General features: G+C 41.4%; 13 protein-coding genes. 9 read left to right on the forward strand and 4 right to left on the reverse strand.

The genetic code is table 11. The features are described from left to right. The 8 genes from D9603_RS04645 to D9603_RS04680 all read left to right on the forward strand — a co-directional run. On the forward strand, window positions 1-2,240 hold a 2,240-nt coding region (locus tag D9603_RS04645), incomplete at its 5' end, for an amino acid adenylation domain-containing protein (protein WP_153188194.1). Between the two features lie 233 nt (window positions 2,241-2,473). Continuing rightward, window positions 2,474-3,133, forward strand: a complete 660-nt coding sequence (locus D9603_RS04650; RefSeq protein ID WP_128730477.1) for an ABC transporter ATP-binding protein — start codon at window positions 2,474-2,476, stop codon at window positions 3,131-3,133. Continuing rightward, window positions 3,130-5,541 (forward strand): ABC transporter permease, encoded by a 2,412-nt coding sequence (locus D9603_RS04655; RefSeq protein ID WP_128730450.1) that lies wholly within the window; start codon window positions 3,130-3,132, stop codon window positions 5,539-5,541. Before D9603_RS04650 ends, D9603_RS04655 begins: the two co-directional genes overlap by 4 nt. An 88-nt stretch (window positions 5,542-5,629) precedes the next feature. After that, the gene (locus tag D9603_RS04660) at window positions 5,630-6,628 is read left to right on the forward strand and encodes a phosphotransferase (RefSeq protein ID WP_128730451.1); all 999 of its coding nucleotides are present in this window, start codon (window positions 5,630-5,632) and stop codon (window positions 6,626-6,628) included. A 66-nt stretch (window positions 6,629-6,694) separates the two neighbouring features. After that, a complete protein-coding gene (locus D9603_RS04665) occupies window positions 6,695-9,097 on the forward strand; it encodes a penicillin acylase family protein (RefSeq protein ID WP_128730452.1) in 2,403 nt (800 codons plus the stop codon). Between the two features lie 7 nt (window positions 9,098-9,104). Further along, window positions 9,105-10,817 carry a cyclic peptide export ABC transporter gene (locus D9603_RS04670; RefSeq protein WP_128730453.1) on the forward strand — a complete coding sequence of 571 codons (1,713 nt, stop codon included), beginning with the start codon at window positions 9,105-9,107 and terminating at the stop codon, window positions 10,815-10,817. Window position 10,818: 1 nt separating this feature from the next. Then, window positions 10,819-12,057, forward strand: coding sequence for an HlyD family secretion protein (locus tag D9603_RS04675; protein WP_161972719.1), 1,239 nt, complete (start codon window positions 10,819-10,821; stop codon window positions 12,055-12,057). Between the two features lie 14 nt (window positions 12,058-12,071). Next, a complete protein-coding gene (locus D9603_RS04680) occupies window positions 12,072-12,620 on the forward strand; it encodes an AAA family ATPase (protein ID WP_088532147.1) in 549 nt (182 codons plus the stop codon). 122 nt (window positions 12,621-12,742) lie between these two features. Here D9603_RS04680 and D9603_RS04685 read toward each other — a convergent pair whose 3' ends face one another. Continuing rightward, window positions 12,743-12,964, reverse strand: coding sequence for a hypothetical protein (locus tag D9603_RS04685; protein ID WP_128730455.1), 222 nt, complete (start codon window positions 12,962-12,964; stop codon window positions 12,743-12,745). A 414-nt stretch (window positions 12,965-13,378) separates the two neighbouring features. Here D9603_RS04685 and D9603_RS04690 point away from each other — a divergent pair, with 414 nt between their 5' ends. Next, entirely contained in the window at window positions 13,379-14,446 is a 1,068-nt protein-coding gene (locus tag D9603_RS04690) for a hypothetical protein (protein WP_128730456.1), read from the forward strand. Window positions 14,447-14,698: 252 nt separating this feature from the next. On the opposite strand, the gene D9603_RS04695 is transcribed toward D9603_RS04690, so the two are convergent. Genes D9603_RS04695 through D9603_RS04705 form a run of 3 tightly spaced genes read right to left on the reverse strand, consistent with a single transcriptional unit; the run spans window position 14,699 to window position 19,427 of the window. After that, a complete protein-coding gene (locus D9603_RS04695) occupies window positions 14,699-17,290 on the reverse strand; it encodes a family 20 glycosylhydrolase (RefSeq protein WP_128730457.1) in 2,592 nt (863 codons plus the stop codon). Further along, on the reverse strand, window positions 17,280-18,155 hold the full coding sequence (locus D9603_RS04700) for an ROK family protein (protein WP_128730458.1): 876 nt from the start codon (window positions 18,153-18,155) through the stop codon (window positions 17,280-17,282). Before D9603_RS04700 ends, D9603_RS04695 begins: the two co-directional genes overlap by 11 nt. Before the next feature lie 6 nt (window positions 18,156-18,161). Next, a complete protein-coding gene (locus D9603_RS04705; RefSeq protein ID WP_128730459.1) occupies window positions 18,162-19,427 on the reverse strand; it encodes an MFS transporter in 1,266 nt (421 codons plus the stop codon). Window positions 19,428-19,442 lie beyond the last annotated feature (15 nt).

The following is a 19,442-nucleotide window of genomic DNA, read 5'->3' on the forward strand; positions in this document are numbered from 1 at the left end:
GGTTAGATGGATTTGCCTTAGGGGAGCCACACCTGTGTGATGCGTATCCACGTACTCGGCCACAAGAGGTTGGTGTGAGCGCATCACATCTGGCGTATGTGATTTATACCTCAGGCTCGACAGGACAGCCAAAAGGCGTGATGATTGAGCATAAAGCTATTGTGAACTATCAAAATCATATCACACATAGTTATAATATTTCGTACACAGATTGTGTGTTACAGTTTTCAAACACCTCGTTCGATATCTTTATTGAAGAATTTTTCGGGGCGCTTTGTCATGGTGCAAGGTTAGAGATTAGAAATGAAGACTGCATGTTGGGGCTGGCGCAATTTACTCAATTTTGCGATGAAAAAGGCGTAACAATAGCTAGTTTGCCAACGGCATTTTGGGCGCAACAACTTACTGAAGAAGTAGTAATTGAAGAAACAACGCTACGAATGGTTATTGTTGGTGGCGAGGAGCTTACCCATTCGACGGTTAAGCGGCATTACATGCAAATGCCACAAAGTACGATCTTGGTAAATACTTATGGCCCTACGGAAGCGACAATTACTGCTACGACTTATGTTACTTCAGCAGCTGATCTGGTGAATGAGGTTATACCGATAGGTAAGCCTAATAAAAACAATCAATTATACATACTGAATGCGCAGCTGGAGTTGTGCTCTGAGCACCATATTGGCGAGTTGTATATCGGCGGGGATGGTTTAGCACGCGGGTATCTAAATAAACCCGAGTTGACACAAAAAGTATTTATTAATAATCCATACTATGACCCGCATAAACAAATCGGCTCCCGTGTGATCTATCGTACTGGTGATCTAGTGAAGTACTCCGAGTCTGGGTGTATTGAGTTCTTAGGGAGAAAGGACTCGCAAGTTAAGATTAGGGGATATAGATTAGAGCTAGCTGAAGTTGAAAGCCATCTAATTGGACTTGAAGAGGTTGAGTCAGCTTTGGTATTAACTGAAAATCAACCTCATGGGCCACAACTCATCGCCTTTATCAAACTAGCTGATGCTAAGATTAGCGTGGATGGGATCAGAGAGAAGCTGAAAGCTGTGATGCCAAACTATATGCTGCCTCAATACCTTGAGGTTGTTACCGAATGGCCGCTAAATGCTAATGGGAAAATAGATAAAGCTGAGTTGTTAGCTGGCTATCACACACCTAGCGTGAGCAATTTTCAGCTTCCCAGTTCTAAAGCGGAGCAAGATCTAATCAACGTGTTTGCAAAAGTGCTAGACAAAGCGCCAAACCAATTAGATATGACGACTAACTTCTTCCACCTTGGAGGGCACTCATTATTGGTGCCCATGTTGACAAGAGAAATCAACAATAAGTTTGGTAGTAATCTGAAACTAAAAGATATATTTGAAAACCCAACAGCAAAAGAGTTGGTCGATGTGTTGGCATCAGAAAATATAAAAGGACATGATGAGAGTAACGTACACTTAATTACTTTGTCTGAGGGGTCTAAAGAGGCACCAGCGCTGGTGTTAATCCACCCTGTTGGTGGGTCAGTGGCATGTTATGCACCGTTATTATCTAAGTTAAACGTAAAAGGTTCAGTGTATGGGATTAGCACCTCGGAAATAGATGAAGCAAGTTTATCTTTGGTAGCTGAAAAATATAATAAACTTCTTAATAATCATGGTATTAATTGCTTCTCCTTGGCTGGTTGGTCAATTGGTGGCATGATAGCACTTGAAATGGCTTCCCAATTAGAACAGAATGTGTCAGTGGTGTTAATCGACAGTTATACACCAGAGACAATAAAAAGCCATACAGACTTTGAGCTATCACCCCAGCATAGAGCCTTACATTCTTTAGTATTGGAGCTAAATGTTGACTTGGGGATACTGCCTACAAATGTATTCGAAACAGAGGTTGAAGTCTTATGTGAAATGGTTGTGGCTCGAGGAATAGAACAAAATATATTCTCATCGGCAGTATCTGCCACAGATTTGCATGAGCGTATAAAGGTAATATCGGCACTTGAGTCACTTACTATGGCATATCAGCTGTCTAATTATCGAGGCCACACTCTATGGGTGAAGGCTTTATCTAGCGACGTGGATCAAGTGAGTGAAGAAGCTAAGTGGTTAGCGCATTGTGAGAGTTTACAAGTTGTCCCTGTTGTAGCCGATCACTTTAGTATATTGCGAGATCCGTCTGTTGACTCGTTAAGCCAAGCTATAGAGTCTTTTTTACTGGAATCAAAGGAAGGTAGTTAATTCAATATCATAGCCACCGTATGAAGGATGGCTTTTTAATAACAGAGCCATGTATTACAGGTCAGCTGATAATACTGTTTTTAATGCATACACAAAATAAATCGCCAGTAGCATTTAGGGCCTACTAACTAGGGCTTTAAATTGGTCAAGTTTGACATGTATGCACCTTATTGGGAGTCAATATTTTGAGTAATGCAAAGATAACACTAAAAAAAGTTACTAAAGTCTTTGAAATGGAAGATGTAGATACACATGCGCTAAGAGGTGTAGATCTCGTTATTGAACCAGGTGAATTTGTTTCAATATCAGGGCCTTCAGGGTGTGGTAAATCAACATTATTATCAATTTTAGGACTGCTTGACACCGCAACAGATGGTGAATACCTAATTGAAGGCGAAAATATAATAGGGTTATCTGATGATGCGTTAGCGGAAATTAGAAACGAAAAAATTGGGTTTATTTTTCAATCTTTTAATCTTATTGATGAATTGACAGTCTTTGATAATGTTGCACTTCCTTTGCGCTATGGCAACGCCCAGCTAGATAGTAAAGCTGTGGAACAGCGAGTAAACGAAGTGCTTGCGCTGGTAGATATGAGCCACAGGGTAAATCATAAGCCGAATTATTTGTCAGGTGGTCAACAGCAGCGTGTGGCAATCGCTCGCGCGTTGGTAAAAAAACCTGCCATATTATTGGTGGATGAGCCTACTGGTAACCTAGATTCGAAAAGTGGTGATCTTGTGATGGGACTGTTGGCTAACCTAAATAACAAAGGGACTACAATCTGTATGGTAACTCACGATCCTCGCTATGCTGATATGGCGAAAAGAAGATTGTATCTACTTGATGGTGTGATCCAACCAGCCCCTGCAGTAGCGGAGAAAGTCGCGTGAAAAATGGTTTACTCTTGATCAAAGATGCCGTGACGAGTCTAAGACATCGACTTGGCTTTGTGTTTACGGTTATCACGACAATGGGGATCACGCTCGGTGCGTTCCTCTGTATCGCTACGCTAAATTATCTACTTCTGGTTAAGCCTCTCAGTTACCCTGAGCAACAAAATATGTTTGTTGCTGAGCACAAGCTGCTAGATCCAGATAAACGCCCAAGAGCAAACGCGTTTACGTACCCAGGCCTAGTCTACTTATACGAAAACCAAAGTTACTTTGATAATGCGACTATCATTGCTTACAAACAAAATGTTATTTCATCAATTCCATCTCAACCTACGGTAAATACGGGGGCCGTTACCCCAGAATTTACAGGTATGTTTGATATGAATATGTATATGGGGCGGAGTTTTAGCGAAACAGAGGCACTGAATAATTATAATCCAGTAACGGTGATAAGCTATCAAACTTGGCAAGGGCTATTTGGTAGTGATCCAGAGATTCTGTCTAAAACCTTAATGTTAGCAGGCATTAAATATCGAATCATTGGTGTGGCTGCAAAGGACTTTAAAGAGCCACAATTGCTAAAAACAGGCCACGAAACGCAAGTATGGCTACCTTGGGATTTCAACTCTTTTGAGGACGCGCAAAGACAGTACTGGGGCAATGTAAGTGATGCGCTATTCTTTGTGGGTGCAATAAAGCCAAATACTGATATGAAGTTGGCAGAACAACAACTTTCAGCGCTTGTTGACTCGCGTTGGCAGCAGGAGGGGATAGCCACCGGGTGGAGTATCGAAATTGCTTTAGTTGCGCTTAAAGATGTCATTATGGGTGATAGTAGTGTTATGGCGATACTGTTGCTAGGCGGTGTAACTGGTTTGGTATTAATCTCATGTGTAAACCTACTTAATTTATTTATGTCTCGTACAGTTGAACGTCAAACTGTGTTGTCTATTCATGCAGCCATCGGAGCTAAAAAGTCTGATCTATTCAAGCTAATGTTCGCAGAGTCTGGTGTTCTCTTAGGGATATCTACGGTGATAGCCTTAGTTATAGCAAGTTTTGGCTTTATGTTGTTGGGACACTATTTGAATGAAGTATTGCCAAGAGCAAATGAACTTAGCTTATCGCTATTTACTTTCGTTATTGCAGTTGTCTCTGCGTTGAGCCTTGCATTATTTTTTGCCAAAGTTGGGATTAGTATCGTTAACTATAAAAAGTTAAAAGAAGGGTTACAGTCAAGTGGTAAAGGAACTGGGGTTCAGGTATCTAAAAGAAAAAGAAAGTTGTTGATCATTAGCCAAGTTGGGTTGGTGACTAGTTTAGTTCTGGCCAATATCACTTTATTTCAGCTTGCTATCGAAACAATCTATAAAGATAAGGGATTTAATGTAGAGAACAAAGCTCAGCTATCAGTAAAGACCATGACGTCAGAGCCGCTCAGTAAAGATGCCTCAGTCGCAGTCATGAGAGCATTAAGGGATAGACTTGAAGCACAACCGCAGATTGCATCTGTGAGCCAAGCAAAGTCACCTGTTAACCCGTTTAGTACTTGGGCAATGAAAGATGTTGAAAATAATGCAAGACTAACTCCGCTAGGTAAAAAAGTTGACCAAAACTATTTTGCAATGATAGAGCAAACACTTGTTGCGGGTCGCCTATTTGATAGTTCAGATATTCAGTCGGGTGCTCAGGTGATGATAGTGAATGAAGCTTTTGCTGAAATGTATGGCGGCAGCCAAGATGTGATCGGCAAGCGTTTCACTCGTGGAAGTACACCAATAGAGGTTGTTGGCGTTGTAGAGCCTATCTTTCTTCCTTCTGGTGATACGAATACCGCCAGAGTATATATGCCTGAATCTCAGTCTAGCTATTACCTGATGCTTCAGTTTAAAGCGGAACAACTGATGAGTCGTGCGCAAATTGCAAGTATTGTAAGTGCGGTAGATTCTCGGTTCACTGTATTCAACTTTGATATGTTATCAGAGTTGCATACAAAAATGCTCTTCGGAGATATTACAGCAGCGTTGACTTCAGGGCTCTTAACGATATTGATATTATTTCTAGCCGCAATAGGCTTGTATGGAACACTGAGTTATAACCTCCAACTTCGAAAGTTAGAGATTGGCACTCGCCGTGCGATTGGTGCAAAAAAGAAAGATTTGTACACCTTAATGATCGGTGACACTAGTCAACCTGTGTTTGTAGGTTTAGCTTTGGGTAGCCTGGGTCTTTTCATTCTCTGGCTTACCACTGAGGTTAACAGTATGATTTCGTTTGACTCAATGACGATAGGGATGCTTCTGATATCAGTCTTAATGATAATACTAATTTCATTATTTGCATGCTGTTACCCACTGAAACGACTCTTAGACAGCTCAATTATATATAAGCTGAAGGGAGAATAATCACAGATATAAGCTGAAATAAGAATGTCTCACACATGAGATGTTCTTTCAATTTCCTCGATAGAGCAAAGTGTGAGAGAAGAAGAGTATGATGAACATACCAAGCACAGAAGTGGTACAAAAAGCTTATGAAATGTGGCTGGGGGTAGGTGATAGTGTTTGTATCAGTCAGTCTGAGAACTTCATTTACTCCTTTACTCAGCATGATAAGGATTATGTACTTCGTCTGACGCCAAGCGAAAAGAAGCAGACATCACTATACGATGCAGAAATGAAAGTGCTAAATTATTTAGCTTCACATAATGTCAAAACTTGTCAGCCTGCAGAGTCAAAGTTTAACCGTTTACTTGAGCAAGTTTGCGTCAAAGCGGATGAGTCATGCTATATCGCAAGTGCATTTGTAAAGTTAGTTGGAGAACAGGTTGAGATAGCAGACGTTGATAGTGAGCTTCTGTTTCAGTGGGGGGAACTGTTAGGCAGCATTCATAAGGTTGGTTGTTCAATGAGTCCTGAGCAATTCAAAAGGCCAACGGAAGCGAGCGTAGTAACCGATGTGAAAAACTTGCTCAATGATTGTGCAGTGGATATTGATGATGAACTAAGGTTATTTATTCAAAGTGAAATAGAGTGGCTGAGTAATTTGCCAATGAATAGTCAGAATTATGGACTTAATCATGGTGATTTAGCTGTAAATAACTTAATAAAAACAAATAACCAACTATATGCAATCGACTTTGATAGCTGTCACTTCTGTCACTTTATCATTGATGTCGCGTTGGCTATACGGGCGAGTGTGGGAAGCATGAGTGACTTAAATAAAGTGCAAAGGGAGCGGTGCCATCAAGCAAATGCTAAGCATTTTCTGAGCGGGTACCATACTCAGCACCCCCTAGACAATATTGAAGTTGAGTCCATTGCAAGAGTAATAAATCTGATTGACTGTTTTGAGTATCTTATTTTGAGGTATAGATACTTTAAGCGGCAATCACAACAAGAAGCTCACTTTACTATGGGGTCTATCAGCAGCGAAAAGTTTGAACAGATAGCCAGTGACATTATTTCAAGTGAGCAATTACTTTGGCTTTAGTACCACTACGGTGGCTAAGCGATATAGGCAGTAATTTATCAGTATCAGGATCAGAGAAACTTAAGTATGCACCCTTTTAAAAGAAATATATATTTTCTAATTGTTTTACCTACAGCATTGGTGCTGTTTTTAACCGGTAGTTACATCTTTAAGAATATTGATGTTAAAGAAGCCTACTGGTTATCTGAAGGAATAACAGAACCTGTAAAAATAATAAAAGATAAGCAAGGTTACATTACAATAAATGCTAAATCTGACTATGACGCACTTTTTGCACTCGGCTTTAGTCATGCAAGAGACCGCCTCTGGCAATTAGAGTTGCAAAGACGTCTGGCACAAGGACGGTTAAGTGAAGTTTTGGGAGCCGAAGCATTACAGCGAGATATATGGATGCGGACCGTTGGGCTTAATAAAGCAGCAGAATTAGCTTTGCATAATTTAAGTAGTGAGGCACGCGCTGTGCTAGAGGCTTATGCCAATGGTATCAATGCCTACATTAAGACAGATATAGCACTCCCGCCAGAATTTCAATTGCTTGATATCACAATGTCCGAATGGCAGCCTCAAGATTCGTTGGTGATCATGAAGCTGTTGTCCCTTAATTTATCAGGCACGATGTGGAGTGAGGTTGTGAATATGACTGCCACTGAAACTTTGGAACCAAAATTAGCACAAGCAATTATTGAAAATTATCCAAACGATGCACCTGTGGTTGTGTCTAATCAGGAAATACTGAATCAAGCTGATGGGCTAATACAGACCAAAGCGGCACTTGAAGAAATAGGTGTTGGGGGAAAATATTTAGGTAGCAATGCATGGGTTGTCGCCGATCGTTTTACCGAAGGAACTGGGCCGATTTTAGCAAATGATCCTCACTTAAACTTACAAATTCCTGCCCCCTTCTACTTCACACATTTGAAAGGAAGTAAGCTGGATGTGCAGGGAATGACTTTAGTTGGTTTACCTGTCGTTGTATTTGGCCACAATGATGATATCACCTGGGGGGTGACAAATATGATGGCAGATACTCAGGATCTATTTTTGGAGCAGATTAATGGCGCAGATGCCAAAATGTACAAAGAGAATGGTGAGTGGAAAGCATTTGACGTAAGACGGGAAAAAATTTATGTGAAGCAGGCTTTTCCAGCGAGTCTAAATCCAGAATTTAAGCCAGTTGAGATTGATGTGCGCTCAACAGTAAGAGGGCCAATCATTTCAGATGCGACTAACTTCGTAGACAATGTAATTTCACTTCGGTGGACGGCGCTTGATGCAAATGATACTAGCTTCGACGGTTTTCTTAAGTTGAATTATGCCAAAAATTGGGAGCAGTTTAGAAGCTCATTAGCTATGGTTGGTAGTCCGAGTCTAAACTTTTTGTATGCCGATAAAAATAATAATATTGGTTATCAAGCGGTTGGGAAAATTCCACAACGTCAAAATGGAGAGGGACAATTTCCTTTATCAGGATGGAACTCAACCAATCAATGGCAAGGCTATATTCCTTTCCGTGAGTTACCCATGAGTTTTAACCCTGAAAAAGGGTATATTGTCTCTGCGAATAATAAAATAGTGGGTTCCGAATACCCGTACTTTATCTCCCATGATTGGGCTCCACCCTACAGGGCACAGCGGATCGAAGCACTTATTGCATCAAAGTCATCACCACTCACAATAGAAGATATGATTGATTTTCAAGGAGACACTCTAGATTTAAGTGCACAGAAGTTAGTGCAATTGCTCACTCAATATGAAGGCGATAGCGTTGTTCACAAGCAAGCTGTAAGTATACTTCGTTCTTGGGACTTAGACATGGGAGCTGATAGTGTCGGGGCAGCTATTTACTTTAGTTGGTTTCGTCATTTGAAACAAAAAGTGTTGGCTCCTCAATTAGAAGCTTCATGGCATCGCACGTCACAAGCCAATGTATTTGACCACTTTATTAACAACACCTCCGCAGATCAGCTAGCAAGCATGATAAGTTCAAAAACAGATAATTGGTGTGCTGCATCGCAGTCCTCTCGATGCCAGCAAGAGCTATCTAGTTCCTTATCTGATGCAATCGATGAATTGTCTCTGCTATTAGGTAGCGATATGGAACAGTGGCAATGGGGGAAAGTACACAAAGTAGTTTATCAACACGTCCCATTTAGTAACATGAATATGCTGGATTCTATTTTTGAGCGCCGCGTTGGTAATGGCGGATCTCCGAATACAGTAAACGTGGCAAGTGCTGATTTTGTTGAAACGGAAGGTTACATTCAGTCTTCAGGCGCATCATTTAGACAGATCACCCAAATAAATGAAAGTGAGATTAAGCACCTGCATATGAACTCTACAGGGCAGTCGGGCATTGTATTTAGTCCTGCGTATGATGATGTTGTTGAGCCTTTTTTGAATCTTGAATTCCATCGTTCTAGTCGAGACTCAACAGAAGTGTCTGAAACCATAATTAATCTAAAAAAGTGATTGAAGTATGAGTTTATTTAAAAAGTTTACCGATTTTGCACCTAACAAGTTGTTCATATCCATTGTTTTTGGAGCGCTGGCAGGCGTGGTGTATGCCATGTTGCTACCCATTTTTACTTACAGTCTTCCAGTAGAGGGTATTGGGCTTTCAATAGTTTCTGACGATGTAAAGAGAGTATGGTTTTTTGATGTTAGTAGGTATAGTTTTGCATTTCTTTTCTTCATGTCTTGCTTGTCAATTTTGGTGCTAAAGACCGTATCACAAATAATTCTGGTGCAGGTTGGTATGGACATGACAACACAGCAAAGAGTTGATATTTACAACCGAATTATCAAAGCACCAATTTCTTCACTGGATAATGTTGGCTCGGCAAAGTTAATGGCCACTATTACCACCGATGTTAGCCGTGTAGTGCAAGGTGCGAAGACCTTTCCCGACCTAGTCATCTCTAGTGTGAGTCTGATTTTCATATTGGGCTATCTATTTTATTTAAACACGACGGTTTTTGTTTATGCCACATTGGCTATCATCTTTGGCTCTATTTCGTATGTACTTCCTATGTATATTGGTAGTCTTTACTTTAAGAAAGGTCGAAACAACATTGATAGGTTGCACGTGGCAATTCGCAGCCTGTTATATGGAACGAAAGAGCTTAAGATGAATCATGATAAGCAGAAGTACTTTTTTGATAAGTTTCTACTAAAACATGAATATGAGGTGCTCAATAACGATAAAAAAGGAAGTGTTATTATTACGAGTGCAATTAATTACGGTGATTTAATCAGTTTTCTTGTTATCGGCTTCGTTGCTTTCGTTTTTATTAGTTATAACCCTATCACAAATGAAAGGCTAAGTGCTGTTATTATGGCGCTGTTGTTCATTGCATCTCCAGTTAGTAAACTCCTTAATGCATTACCGCAAATATCAATGGCAAATATATCTTTAAAAGCAATCAACGATATATTTGACAACTTACCAGAGGAGCAAGCGAGTCAAGAAATCATCTCACTGAAAAGTTGGGACACCTTGAAGTTACGAAACCTAGAATACAGTTATGGCTCAAGTGTTGATAGGTTTGCGTTAGGCCCGATTGATCTTGATATACATAAAAATGAAATTACCTTCATTGTGGGTGGTAATGGCTCAGGTAAGTCCACACTGAGCAAAGTTATTTCCCTTCATTATCCTTATGAAAAAGGGTCAATATCTTTTGGGAGCAATCAAGTCAATGATGAAAATTTAAATAGTTGCCGTCAATTCATTAGTGCCATTTTTACTGACTTTTATCTTTTTGATACCTTGTTGGGGAATTATTCTGATGATCAACTTAAAAAGTTTGAGGGCTACTTAAACCAGTTGGGACTGGGCGATAAAGTATCAATTAAGGATAAAGTCTTCTCAACAATATCGTTATCTGATGGTCAAAAAAAGCGTTTGGCATTAGCGGTGACGTTTCTTGAAAATAGAGAGTTGTATATTTTTGATGAATGGGCCGCAGACCAAGACCCTCACTTTAAAGAGCTGTTTTATACTCAAATCTTACCAGCTATCAAAAATGAAGGAAAAGCGATTATTGTGATCAGCCATGATGATCGATATTTCGATATTGCGGATCGAGTGGTGACGATGGAAGAGGGGAAGATAAAATCAATCAGTACAAAGACAAAGTCGGCGATGCAAACAGATGAAAGCTTATGTACATTAACTGTGGAGGCTTAACGTGGATATAAAAAAAGAGAAAAAGAAGTCATTCAATATCAATAATAAACTGGCTTTTGCTACGATTTTATTGATAGCAGTGGTGTGCTTTTTATATTCAACTGTGAATTCCGAGAGGGCTATAGAGAATCCAATTTTAAGTCAGGTTAAGCGTGGTGAGTTAATACAGGAGGTGAAAGGTTATGGAGTGTTACAATCTCGAACCTTTCAGCAAGTTAGTGCTCCTGTAGACTCAACCATTGAGCGAGTCATACTCAAGCCGGGCGCAAAAGTTGACGCTGACAGTATCATTATGGAGTTGTCGAGTCCGGAACTCTCGCGGCAAGTGGAGAAAGCCAAGTTAGATGTTTTTAAGCTAGCCTCTGAAAAGCAGAAGATGGCTAATAACCATAGAAGAGAAATGCTTGATGAAAAAGAGCGCAATCTTGAACTTGAAATGCAGTATCAACAAATAAAGCTCAAGAAGGTAGCAGAATCCAACCTCTATAAAGACGGAATTATTTCCTCTGTGGATTATAAGCAAACAGAACTCCAAGCTGAGCAACTCAAACAGCGACTGGTGTTTTCTGCTGAGAAAATAGAACAGTTGGCCTTGGTGCAAAAGGAAGAATTGAGCTTCATGGAAAAGAATATCTCCTTCATGGAAGCTGAATTGAAAGCACTAGAACAGAAGCAGAGACAATTGTTAGTTCGAGCAGGTCAAGATGGTGTGCTACAAGCTTTAAATGCTGAAGTTGGGCAGCGCCTTTCCATTGGACAAAATATTGCGTTAGTGGGGAGTACTTCAGATCTAGTTGCGATGATCAAGGTGCCGCAAGGGCAAGCTGATAAAGTTGCTATTGGTCAAGGCGTCAATGTAGGAATACGAAGTAATACTGTAATAGGGAAAGTGATCAGAATTGACCCAGTTGTTACTGATAATACAGTTTTGATCGAGGTCGCGCTGGAGCTTGATGAAAAGAGTGGTGCAAGGCCGCAGCTCAGCGTTGATGCTGCGATTATTATCAATAAGAAAGAGCAGGCTTACTTTATCGATAAGCCAAACTATTTAAAACATGCAAAAGCTTCACGTATGCTATATAAGCTAGATGAAGGCGGAAAGAGGGTGAGCAAAGAGCATGTTAATTTTGGCATTGAGAGCGATAATTATATTGAGCTTCTACCTCCAGTCAGTTTGGACGATCGATTCTTAATATCTGAAATTAGCTCTTTTGACTTTGAATCATTCGGGGTTAAATAACCTAAGGTTTATCTATGGCTTGTATTTTTTTAAATGGTGTTTCTAGCTCGGGTAAAAGTTCAATTGCAAGAGAGTTTCAAGCGCTTGCAAGTGAGCCTTACTTTCACTTTAGCATGGATGACTTCTTATTTAATTTTCCAGCAAAATACAGACAGGATGCGCTTTTGCTCGCGAAGATAGATGAAAATAGCTCAAATGATATATTACAGGGCTTTCATCGCAGTATTTTTGCTCTGACCGAAAGTAACATTGATATTATCGTTGATGCAGTGTTTAGTGAGGAGATTTTTTATCATGCTGCATGCCAAGACAACTTGTCTAAGTTCGATGCTTATATTGTTGGTGTGCATTGTGACCCAGCCGTATTAGCTAGCAGAGAGCAGCAAAGAGCAGATAGGCCGATAGGATTATCAATTCAGCAAATTCCAACTACACATAACTTTTTGGATTATGATTTAGAAGTTGATACGACTCGTAATAGCGCCTCGTTGTGTGCTCAGGAAATATTTGAATATGTACAACAGCACAAACCTAAGAGAAGGTGTAATACGATAGAAATCTAATGAATAGCGATTAAAAGTTAATATCAGCAAGCCCCGGCAGGCTCATTTATTATAATTTTTGTAGCTTGCCAGGCTTGTTGTGGTGATATGCTTTGGCTGAGTTTTATGTACCATTATAAGGATTAATCAAGGTCTGATACAAAATCTTGAGTATCAAACTTTTCCTGCAAATCTACACCTAGTAAGTCTTGGATTGCGCTGGAACTAATAAAAATACCATCTAAGCCATTTGTATGTCCCGAAGCATAACCGTGGCTATACGCCCACTTGATTAGCGCATACTCTTTGTTTGAAAGTGTATGGTTAAGTGTCTCTTCTATTTTTATCATTGTATTTTGTTTCATGAATAACCTACTTTTCTGTTGAGCTTTAACATGTTGTACAGGTCAATATTGAAGTGATGTGTCTGCACATTACCTTGTTTTTAAGGTTACAGAGGAAAAGCGCAGCTTGGTACTTATGAATTCTTATTTACCCTCGCAAACGTTCGAATTCAAATTATTGAATTTATTGCTTTTATTTTGTTTTTTGGGATTTTGGGAAGAATAAACCTTGCTCCAAAAGTGATGGCTAATGCTAATTTTCAACCTAGTAATTATTTTATTAAAAGGTACTAAACCATTTTGAGTTGCAATATAATAATGCCTCTTAATCTTATCTTTAGATAACATGAGAGCATTAACTTTATAGGATGTATGCTTCGTCAGCATATGACCTTTTTGTTGTAGCTAAATATCTTTACGGAGTCCTCAGAAACCATGGCCGAAAACCTAGAACAGCTTTTACTTGCGACAGTGAATAACAAAGAGTTTCTGCATAGCGAACCATTTGAGTATAAATCTCTTTTTCTCAGTTCGGTTACTCCGGATATTTCCAACGCTAGATTTATGCCATGTATTTTTATTGAAGATGAGCATGCGAAACAATTTATATCTAGAGCGATATCCAAGCGTAAATTATGTGATCTATACAACGGGGAGAACTATGTTCTTGTTGGTAAGTCTTGCATTGTAAATTGTCTTAAATATGGTTCAAGCGAATGGAAAAAGGCGAATACGACAATAGAGTCAATCGTTGAACTTGGAGAAAATATTGCTGTATCTGAAATGATACAAGTGCCTACGGTATACCCTACTGATGATGGTAAGTATCAGATACTCACTGGACACAGGCGCTTTTTTGCACTGGTTTTCGCTTATGGGTTTGGTCATGTTGCTCAGTTTAAAGTCTATGCACGCAAGCCAATACTCTCAAAAGTCAAACAGTTCCAAGAAAATGCCAGTAGAGAGGATCTCCCTCAATACGGTAAGCTACAAGCATTTTTAGCAGCGATGATGGAAGTTGACTACTTAGATCAAGCTCGCCTTAAAATTGGTGAAAAGCGAATTACTGTTAGAGAAAAGGCAAAGTATCTTGGTATTTCTTTAGGGGCTTTTGACAACTACAATGTTTTAACAAGGTACCCTGAGGTCATTCGAGCATACGAAAATGGATTAAGCTTTTCTTTTGTAAAAGTAAAAAAAGTTGTTTTGAAAATTGAAAATGATTACAAAATCCAACACGATAAAAAAGTATTGAATATTGGTGATCGAAAAGCAATTGGAGCAAAAATATCAGATGCACTAGAGGGAAAAAGTGCAACTAGTATTAAAAAGCAGAACTATAGTATTAAGAACATTGCTTCTAGTTCATTGTTGAAAAAGCTCTTGTTTACTGATATTTCAGAATTAGACCTTGGTATTGATTGGGAAGCTGTGGATTGGGAAGACCGAGCGCAAGTGACCAGCTTAATTGCGGAAGTAATTGCGCGTTTAGAGAAAGACTAAGTGCTGGTATATATTTGGTGCGCCTTTATCGAGCAGCTTTGGACGCTATCAAGGTGCTACCAAATATAGTCGTGAGGTTGCATAATTGCTCTAAGCCAGCCGTTTCTTGGTTAGGTTATCCATAAACATTCACACGTCAAGCGCTAGCCAATAGCGAGAATTTGGCTAGCTAATTATCCGAAGCTCAGGTTAATTAACTAAAGCTTAGAGTTACAATTTGCTTTGCAGTGTGTTGGCAGTAGTTGCCGCTATCTAGCGTGCTTTTGTTGGTCTTAGTGTGAGAGACTCCAAGGGTGAATACGATTGCTGCAACGGCATTGCGCGACCGACTCTTCCTGTTATTGGCTCTCTTGCCCTCAGTGCCCGCACAGTGCGCAATGAAGGAGAAAAGGGCAGCCACTGTCCATCGGCTTTTTGCGCTTCAATAACAAAGCCTGGAATGGTGGTAAACGCATCCAGCTTGCCAGAATGCAACGTGGTTGCGGCCACTGTTGGGATCCGAAAAGCGATATTAGCCTGCGCTAATTTGGGTATTTCTTGAAAGCCTAATATTGCTACAAACCGTTGCCAGTCAGCCTCTCGCTGTGCTTTTAACTTCGCAGTAAAATAACCGCTAGATTGGTTGTATATACGACCAGCTTGATAGGGTAATTCCCACTCTGCGTGGTGCCATGCCCGCTCTGCAAGCGCCAAGAGCCGTGGATAAAGCATGTATTGTGCTTGTGCATCACTGCGCAGCATTTCACTCCACAGATGCCCTTGAACTCCGAAAAATTTCACCCCTTGGTTTAGCGATGAGTCGCCGTCGTTGGCTACGTAGGCGTGGTTATTGGTATTTGTCCAGATCTCTGCATGGGCAGGAAGATTGTCTGGCATAAACTCAAATATCTTTTTGCTTTCGATAGCGCGACCCGCCCAGTGGTTGCCGCGCTCCTGTGGGTGTGACTGGTATGGAAAGTCAAAGTAGGTTACATCAGGGCTAGACAAGACAACCTGCCAGCCCTGATTGGCGAAGCGATGGGCGACCGCGTGCCCGTTTTCGCTTAATGTCGCCCAAGCATTACTCTGTACTTTAGCTGGCATATTCGCAGCCCGTACATCGCTTAAGCCATCGCTCCAACCCGCAACCTGTATTCCTTTTTTATCAAGTAACTTTGCGATCCGTTCAATGAAGTAACCGTTAAAGCTGGTAAAATCTTTCACACTTGAGCGCAATTTTTCACATGCGGGAGATTTTAGCCAAGCCCCTGCGGTTTCATCGGCACCGATATGATAGGTGTGAAGTGGTACTCCAGCGCGGTCATGTAGTGCTTTTACTTCACTCAATACTTTGTCAATAAAGGTGTAAGTATTTGCAATACAGACATTTAGCGTATTGTCGTAGTAATGTTGGATAGAGTGGTAACGCGTCTGATCAGCAGGCTCTATTAAACGGTATTGCTCAGCGTCAGCTTGCTTGCCTTGTGCCATCAGCTTTTTGTAGCGTGCTTCCATGGCGATGATTGCAGCGCGAGAGTGTCCCGGCATATCTAACGAGGGCAGTACCTCAATATGGTGGGCGTTGGCATAGCGTAGGATCTCGATATAGTCCGCTGCGGAGTAAAAGCCATTGATGTGCGAATTTTTATCATTGCCTGCGCCTAGTTGTGGCAACAAGCAACGCGTTTCGGTTAAATCAAAACAGCGGTAAGCGCCTACTGAGGTCAGTTCATCAAGACCGTCAATGGCTAAGCGCCAGCCTTCATCATCGGCTAAATGCAGGTGCAGCTTATTTAACTTATATGCTGCCATCTGTTCAATGGTTTGCATAATAAAGGCTTTGGAGCGAAAGTTGCGGGCAACGTCCACGTGTAAACCACGAAAGTCATATCTTGGTGCATCAACAACCTCCACCATAGGAATACTCAAGTCGCTAATATCTAGTAGTCCCGCAAGGCTTTGTAGCGCATAAAATGCGGCGGCGCTGTTATTGGCTTGGATTGAGATATTATTTTCGGCGACCGTCAGGTGATAATGTGGACTTGATTGCTTATTTGGCTTTACAGCGACATTCACTTTAAGCCCGTCTTTGGTGCTTTTTACCCCGAGAGTATTGAGTCGCTGTTGTGCCATGGCAATCGCATCAGCCGAAACGCCTGAAAGTTGCAAATTAATACCAGCTGCAAGGTTCAGTCGTTTGTCAGACAGTACCGTTATTTGCTTGGGCTTTGGGATCAGCCCTGTTGCGGCATCAAGCGTTGGCCTAACTTGATGCTGATGTAAGTATTCACTCCCCATCCATGGCGTCTTGTCTTTGCTGCTGGTTTGCAGTTGATTGAGCGTATCAAATGGCATTAGATAAGGTTGTAATTCAAGGCCGGTGTCGTTATCAAGTTGAGGTTGTGTGCTGAGGATGATTTGTGGGGTGAGCTGAAGCTGTGCGTCCGTTACAACATAGTTTGGCATAAACTCCGAGCGTGTAACTTGAGAGTCCTTAGTGTAGAAACGCACTGTAGTAGAAGCGCTGGAAAATCCAGTAAATTTTGAGGTCGGTGTGATTTTATGGATGTCACCATTGATATGGGTGATGGTAAAGGTATCGCCCTCAACATGGTAAATCGGCATTAGTTGGCTAAAAAAGATAGCAAAGTCTTGGTTTGCCTTTGTATTTTCTGTGGCTACGCTAAAGCTCAACTCTGAGTAATAACACTTTTGTTGTGCTTTTGGGCAGGTACTGGGCTTACTATCTAATAAGGTATAGTTAACATCCAGATTCTGGCTCAGCCAGTTTAATGTGGTTTGGTCGAGCGCATAAAGGGGTGACGACACCCCAAAAAGTAGCGCAATAAGCCGGTTAAACTTCATTGGCTAGTTCCTTGTTATTATGGTGAGTTTTATAGTGATGAAACAGTCCATATGCCCCTAGAAGTGGAGCATGGTTAAGGCCGCTTGGAATGACGCGAACGGATTGCGCCAGCGTATCGCCAAGTAACTGCTGCATGTTGGCATCGAGAGCCGCTTTAAAATAGTGGTATGAGTGCGTGACAGAGCCGCCAAGCACAATCACATCAGGGTTGAGCATCATGACGACTTGCGCGAGTGCATGACCAACATGACTGCCAAAAGTCTCAAATTGCTGTAGTGCAAATGGGTCGCCACGGTGTGCTTGTTCGGCCAACCATTTTCCTTCAATACCTTGTCGCTGAAAAAACTGTCCTGAAGCATAGTCTTCAATAATTCCATCGAGATAGCTTAAGTTGCCCAGCTCTCCAGCGGCACTATGGTTACCCGTATATAAATTACCGTTAAACACAAAACCGGCACCAATGCCTGTACCAAGGCAGAGGCCAATTAGATTGCTGGCATGGTGGCGACCATATAAGTATTCACCAAATGCAAAACAGTTAGCATCATTATGCACAACCACAGGTAACGAAAATCGGCGTTCTAACAACGACTTTAGCGGCACATGTTGCCAATTAGGGATATTTTGCGTTGTCAGCACGGTGCCGCTGTGTATATCTAGGGTACTTGGTACCCCAATGGCAATACCGGTTGTGTTGACCGTGAGGTTATCGGCGATTAAGCGCATAATAAAGGCGTTAACTTGGTCGACACCGGCTTGATTGGGTACCGTATATTGGCGTATCTGCTGGGCTTCATGGCGGGCAACCGAAGCCACAAGGGCTTTGGTGCCGCCTAAGTCGATACATAATAAAGAGTGATCCATCGTCATTTAACTATTTTCGCTTAGAGGGTGAGACAGCATCTTTTGACTATTGCCAAAAGTCTTATTTTTAATCAATGGATTAGCCCATACACCAACACTTAAAATATAGCTAAGCGGCAGTAATAGCAGTAGGGCTGCGAGCTGTAAGTTGTCACTCAGCTCCGCGGCTAAACCAATAATGGGAGACATAAAGGCGCCGCCAATGATCCCAGTGCATAAAATTCCCGTGATTGCACCGTGGCCAGTTTTGAATGAGTTTAATGCCAAGGCAAAGATAACCGACCACATGATAGAGAGAAAGAAACCAACCAGTGGAAAGGCAACGAGGGCAACAGCGGTGCTACCGAATAATGCACATAGTAGTGCGGTAGCAGCGCCAAGGCTGAATAAAACTAGTAGCTTTTGAGCATCAATAAATTTAAGCAGTGCTAGCCCAAATAGGCAGCCTAAGGTTAAACATAGCCAAAACTCGCTAACCACTTTTGCGCCCTGAGTGGTTGGCTCTAGGCCATGATATTGCTGCAAAAAGGCCGAAATAAGATTGGCCACGCCTTGCTCAAGGGCGACGTAAGCAGCGATGGCAGCAAAGAATTTTAATGCGGTTTTATTGTTAAAAAAAGCGACACTTTGTGACCAGCTTAGCTTTTGCTTCTTTTGCTCAGGCACCGCGCTAAATGGAGTAAGTTGTGAGAGTACTAACATGGCCACACTCAGTAGTGCAAATACCACATAGATGCTCAACCAGCTTTTATCGGCAGGAATAAAGTGAGTTAAAGCTGCACCAACCTGCTCTGCATTGGTGACTTGAGATTGTAGTTTGCTATACACCAGCGGGGCGAGAGTTGCCGCAGCGCCAAACATCAACTGTGCAAGCACCGAGAGCACGGCAAAATGCTCTGCGCCGCCGCTGGCTCTCAGCAAGGGGTTGATAGCGACTTGTAGTAATGCCATGGCACACCCGAGCATAAACAGCGCAACCATAGCGATAGCAAAAGAGGGAAGCAGCACAAAGGTTGTTGCGCCCATTGCCGCTAGCGTGAATGCCAGCTGCATCACGCTTTTTTCTCCCACGCGCTGCACCAGCAAACCTGCAGGAATAGACATCACACCATAAGCAATAAAAAAAGCGAATGGAAAAAAGCCTGCAAGCGTGAGGCCTATGTCATAGCTTTCTATTAATGCAGGAAAAATCGCGCCTAAAATATTGGTAATAAAAGACACCGTAAAAAAGGTTGCCAATACTAAGGCAATTACGAGGTAGCTTTTTTTCATATTGTATTTCCACCT

The organism is Pseudoalteromonas sp. PS5 (assembly GCF_004103255.1).
In the GTDB taxonomy this organism is placed as follows: domain Bacteria; phylum Pseudomonadota; class Gammaproteobacteria; order Enterobacterales; family Alteromonadaceae; genus Pseudoalteromonas; species Pseudoalteromonas peptidolytica.

What these genes read in the sequence shown, in the direction of transcription:
- D9603_RS04665 (WP_128730452.1), top strand. Translation starts at nt 6,695, where the DNA reads ATGCACCCTTTTAAAAGAAATATATATTTTCTAATTGTTTTACCTACA.
- D9603_RS04705 (WP_128730459.1), bottom strand. Translation starts at nt 19,427, where the DNA reads ATGAAAAAAAGCTACCTCGTAATTGCCTTAGTATTGGCAACCTTTTTT.
- D9603_RS04680 (WP_088532147.1), top strand. Translation starts at nt 12,072, where the DNA reads ATGGCTTGTATTTTTTTAAATGGTGTTTCTAGCTCGGGTAAAAGTTCA.
- D9603_RS04690 (WP_128730456.1), top strand. Translation starts at nt 13,379, where the DNA reads ATGGCCGAAAACCTAGAACAGCTTTTACTTGCGACAGTGAATAACAAA.
- D9603_RS04660 (WP_128730451.1), top strand. Translation starts at nt 5,630, where the DNA reads ATGATGAACATACCAAGCACAGAAGTGGTACAAAAAGCTTATGAAATG.
- D9603_RS04685 (WP_128730455.1), bottom strand. Translation starts at nt 12,964, where the DNA reads ATGAAACAAAATACAATGATAAAAATAGAAGAGACACTTAACCATACA.
- D9603_RS04650 (WP_128730477.1), top strand. Translation starts at nt 2,474, where the DNA reads ATGGAAGATGTAGATACACATGCGCTAAGAGGTGTAGATCTCGTTATT.
- D9603_RS04700 (WP_128730458.1), bottom strand. Translation starts at nt 18,155, where the DNA reads ATGGATCACTCTTTATTATGTATCGACTTAGGCGGCACCAAAGCCCTT.
- D9603_RS04695 (WP_128730457.1), bottom strand. Translation starts at nt 17,290, where the DNA reads ATGAAGTTTAACCGGCTTATTGCGCTACTTTTTGGGGTGTCGTCACCC.
- D9603_RS04670 (WP_128730453.1), top strand. Translation starts at nt 9,105, where the DNA reads ATGAGTTTATTTAAAAAGTTTACCGATTTTGCACCTAACAAGTTGTTC.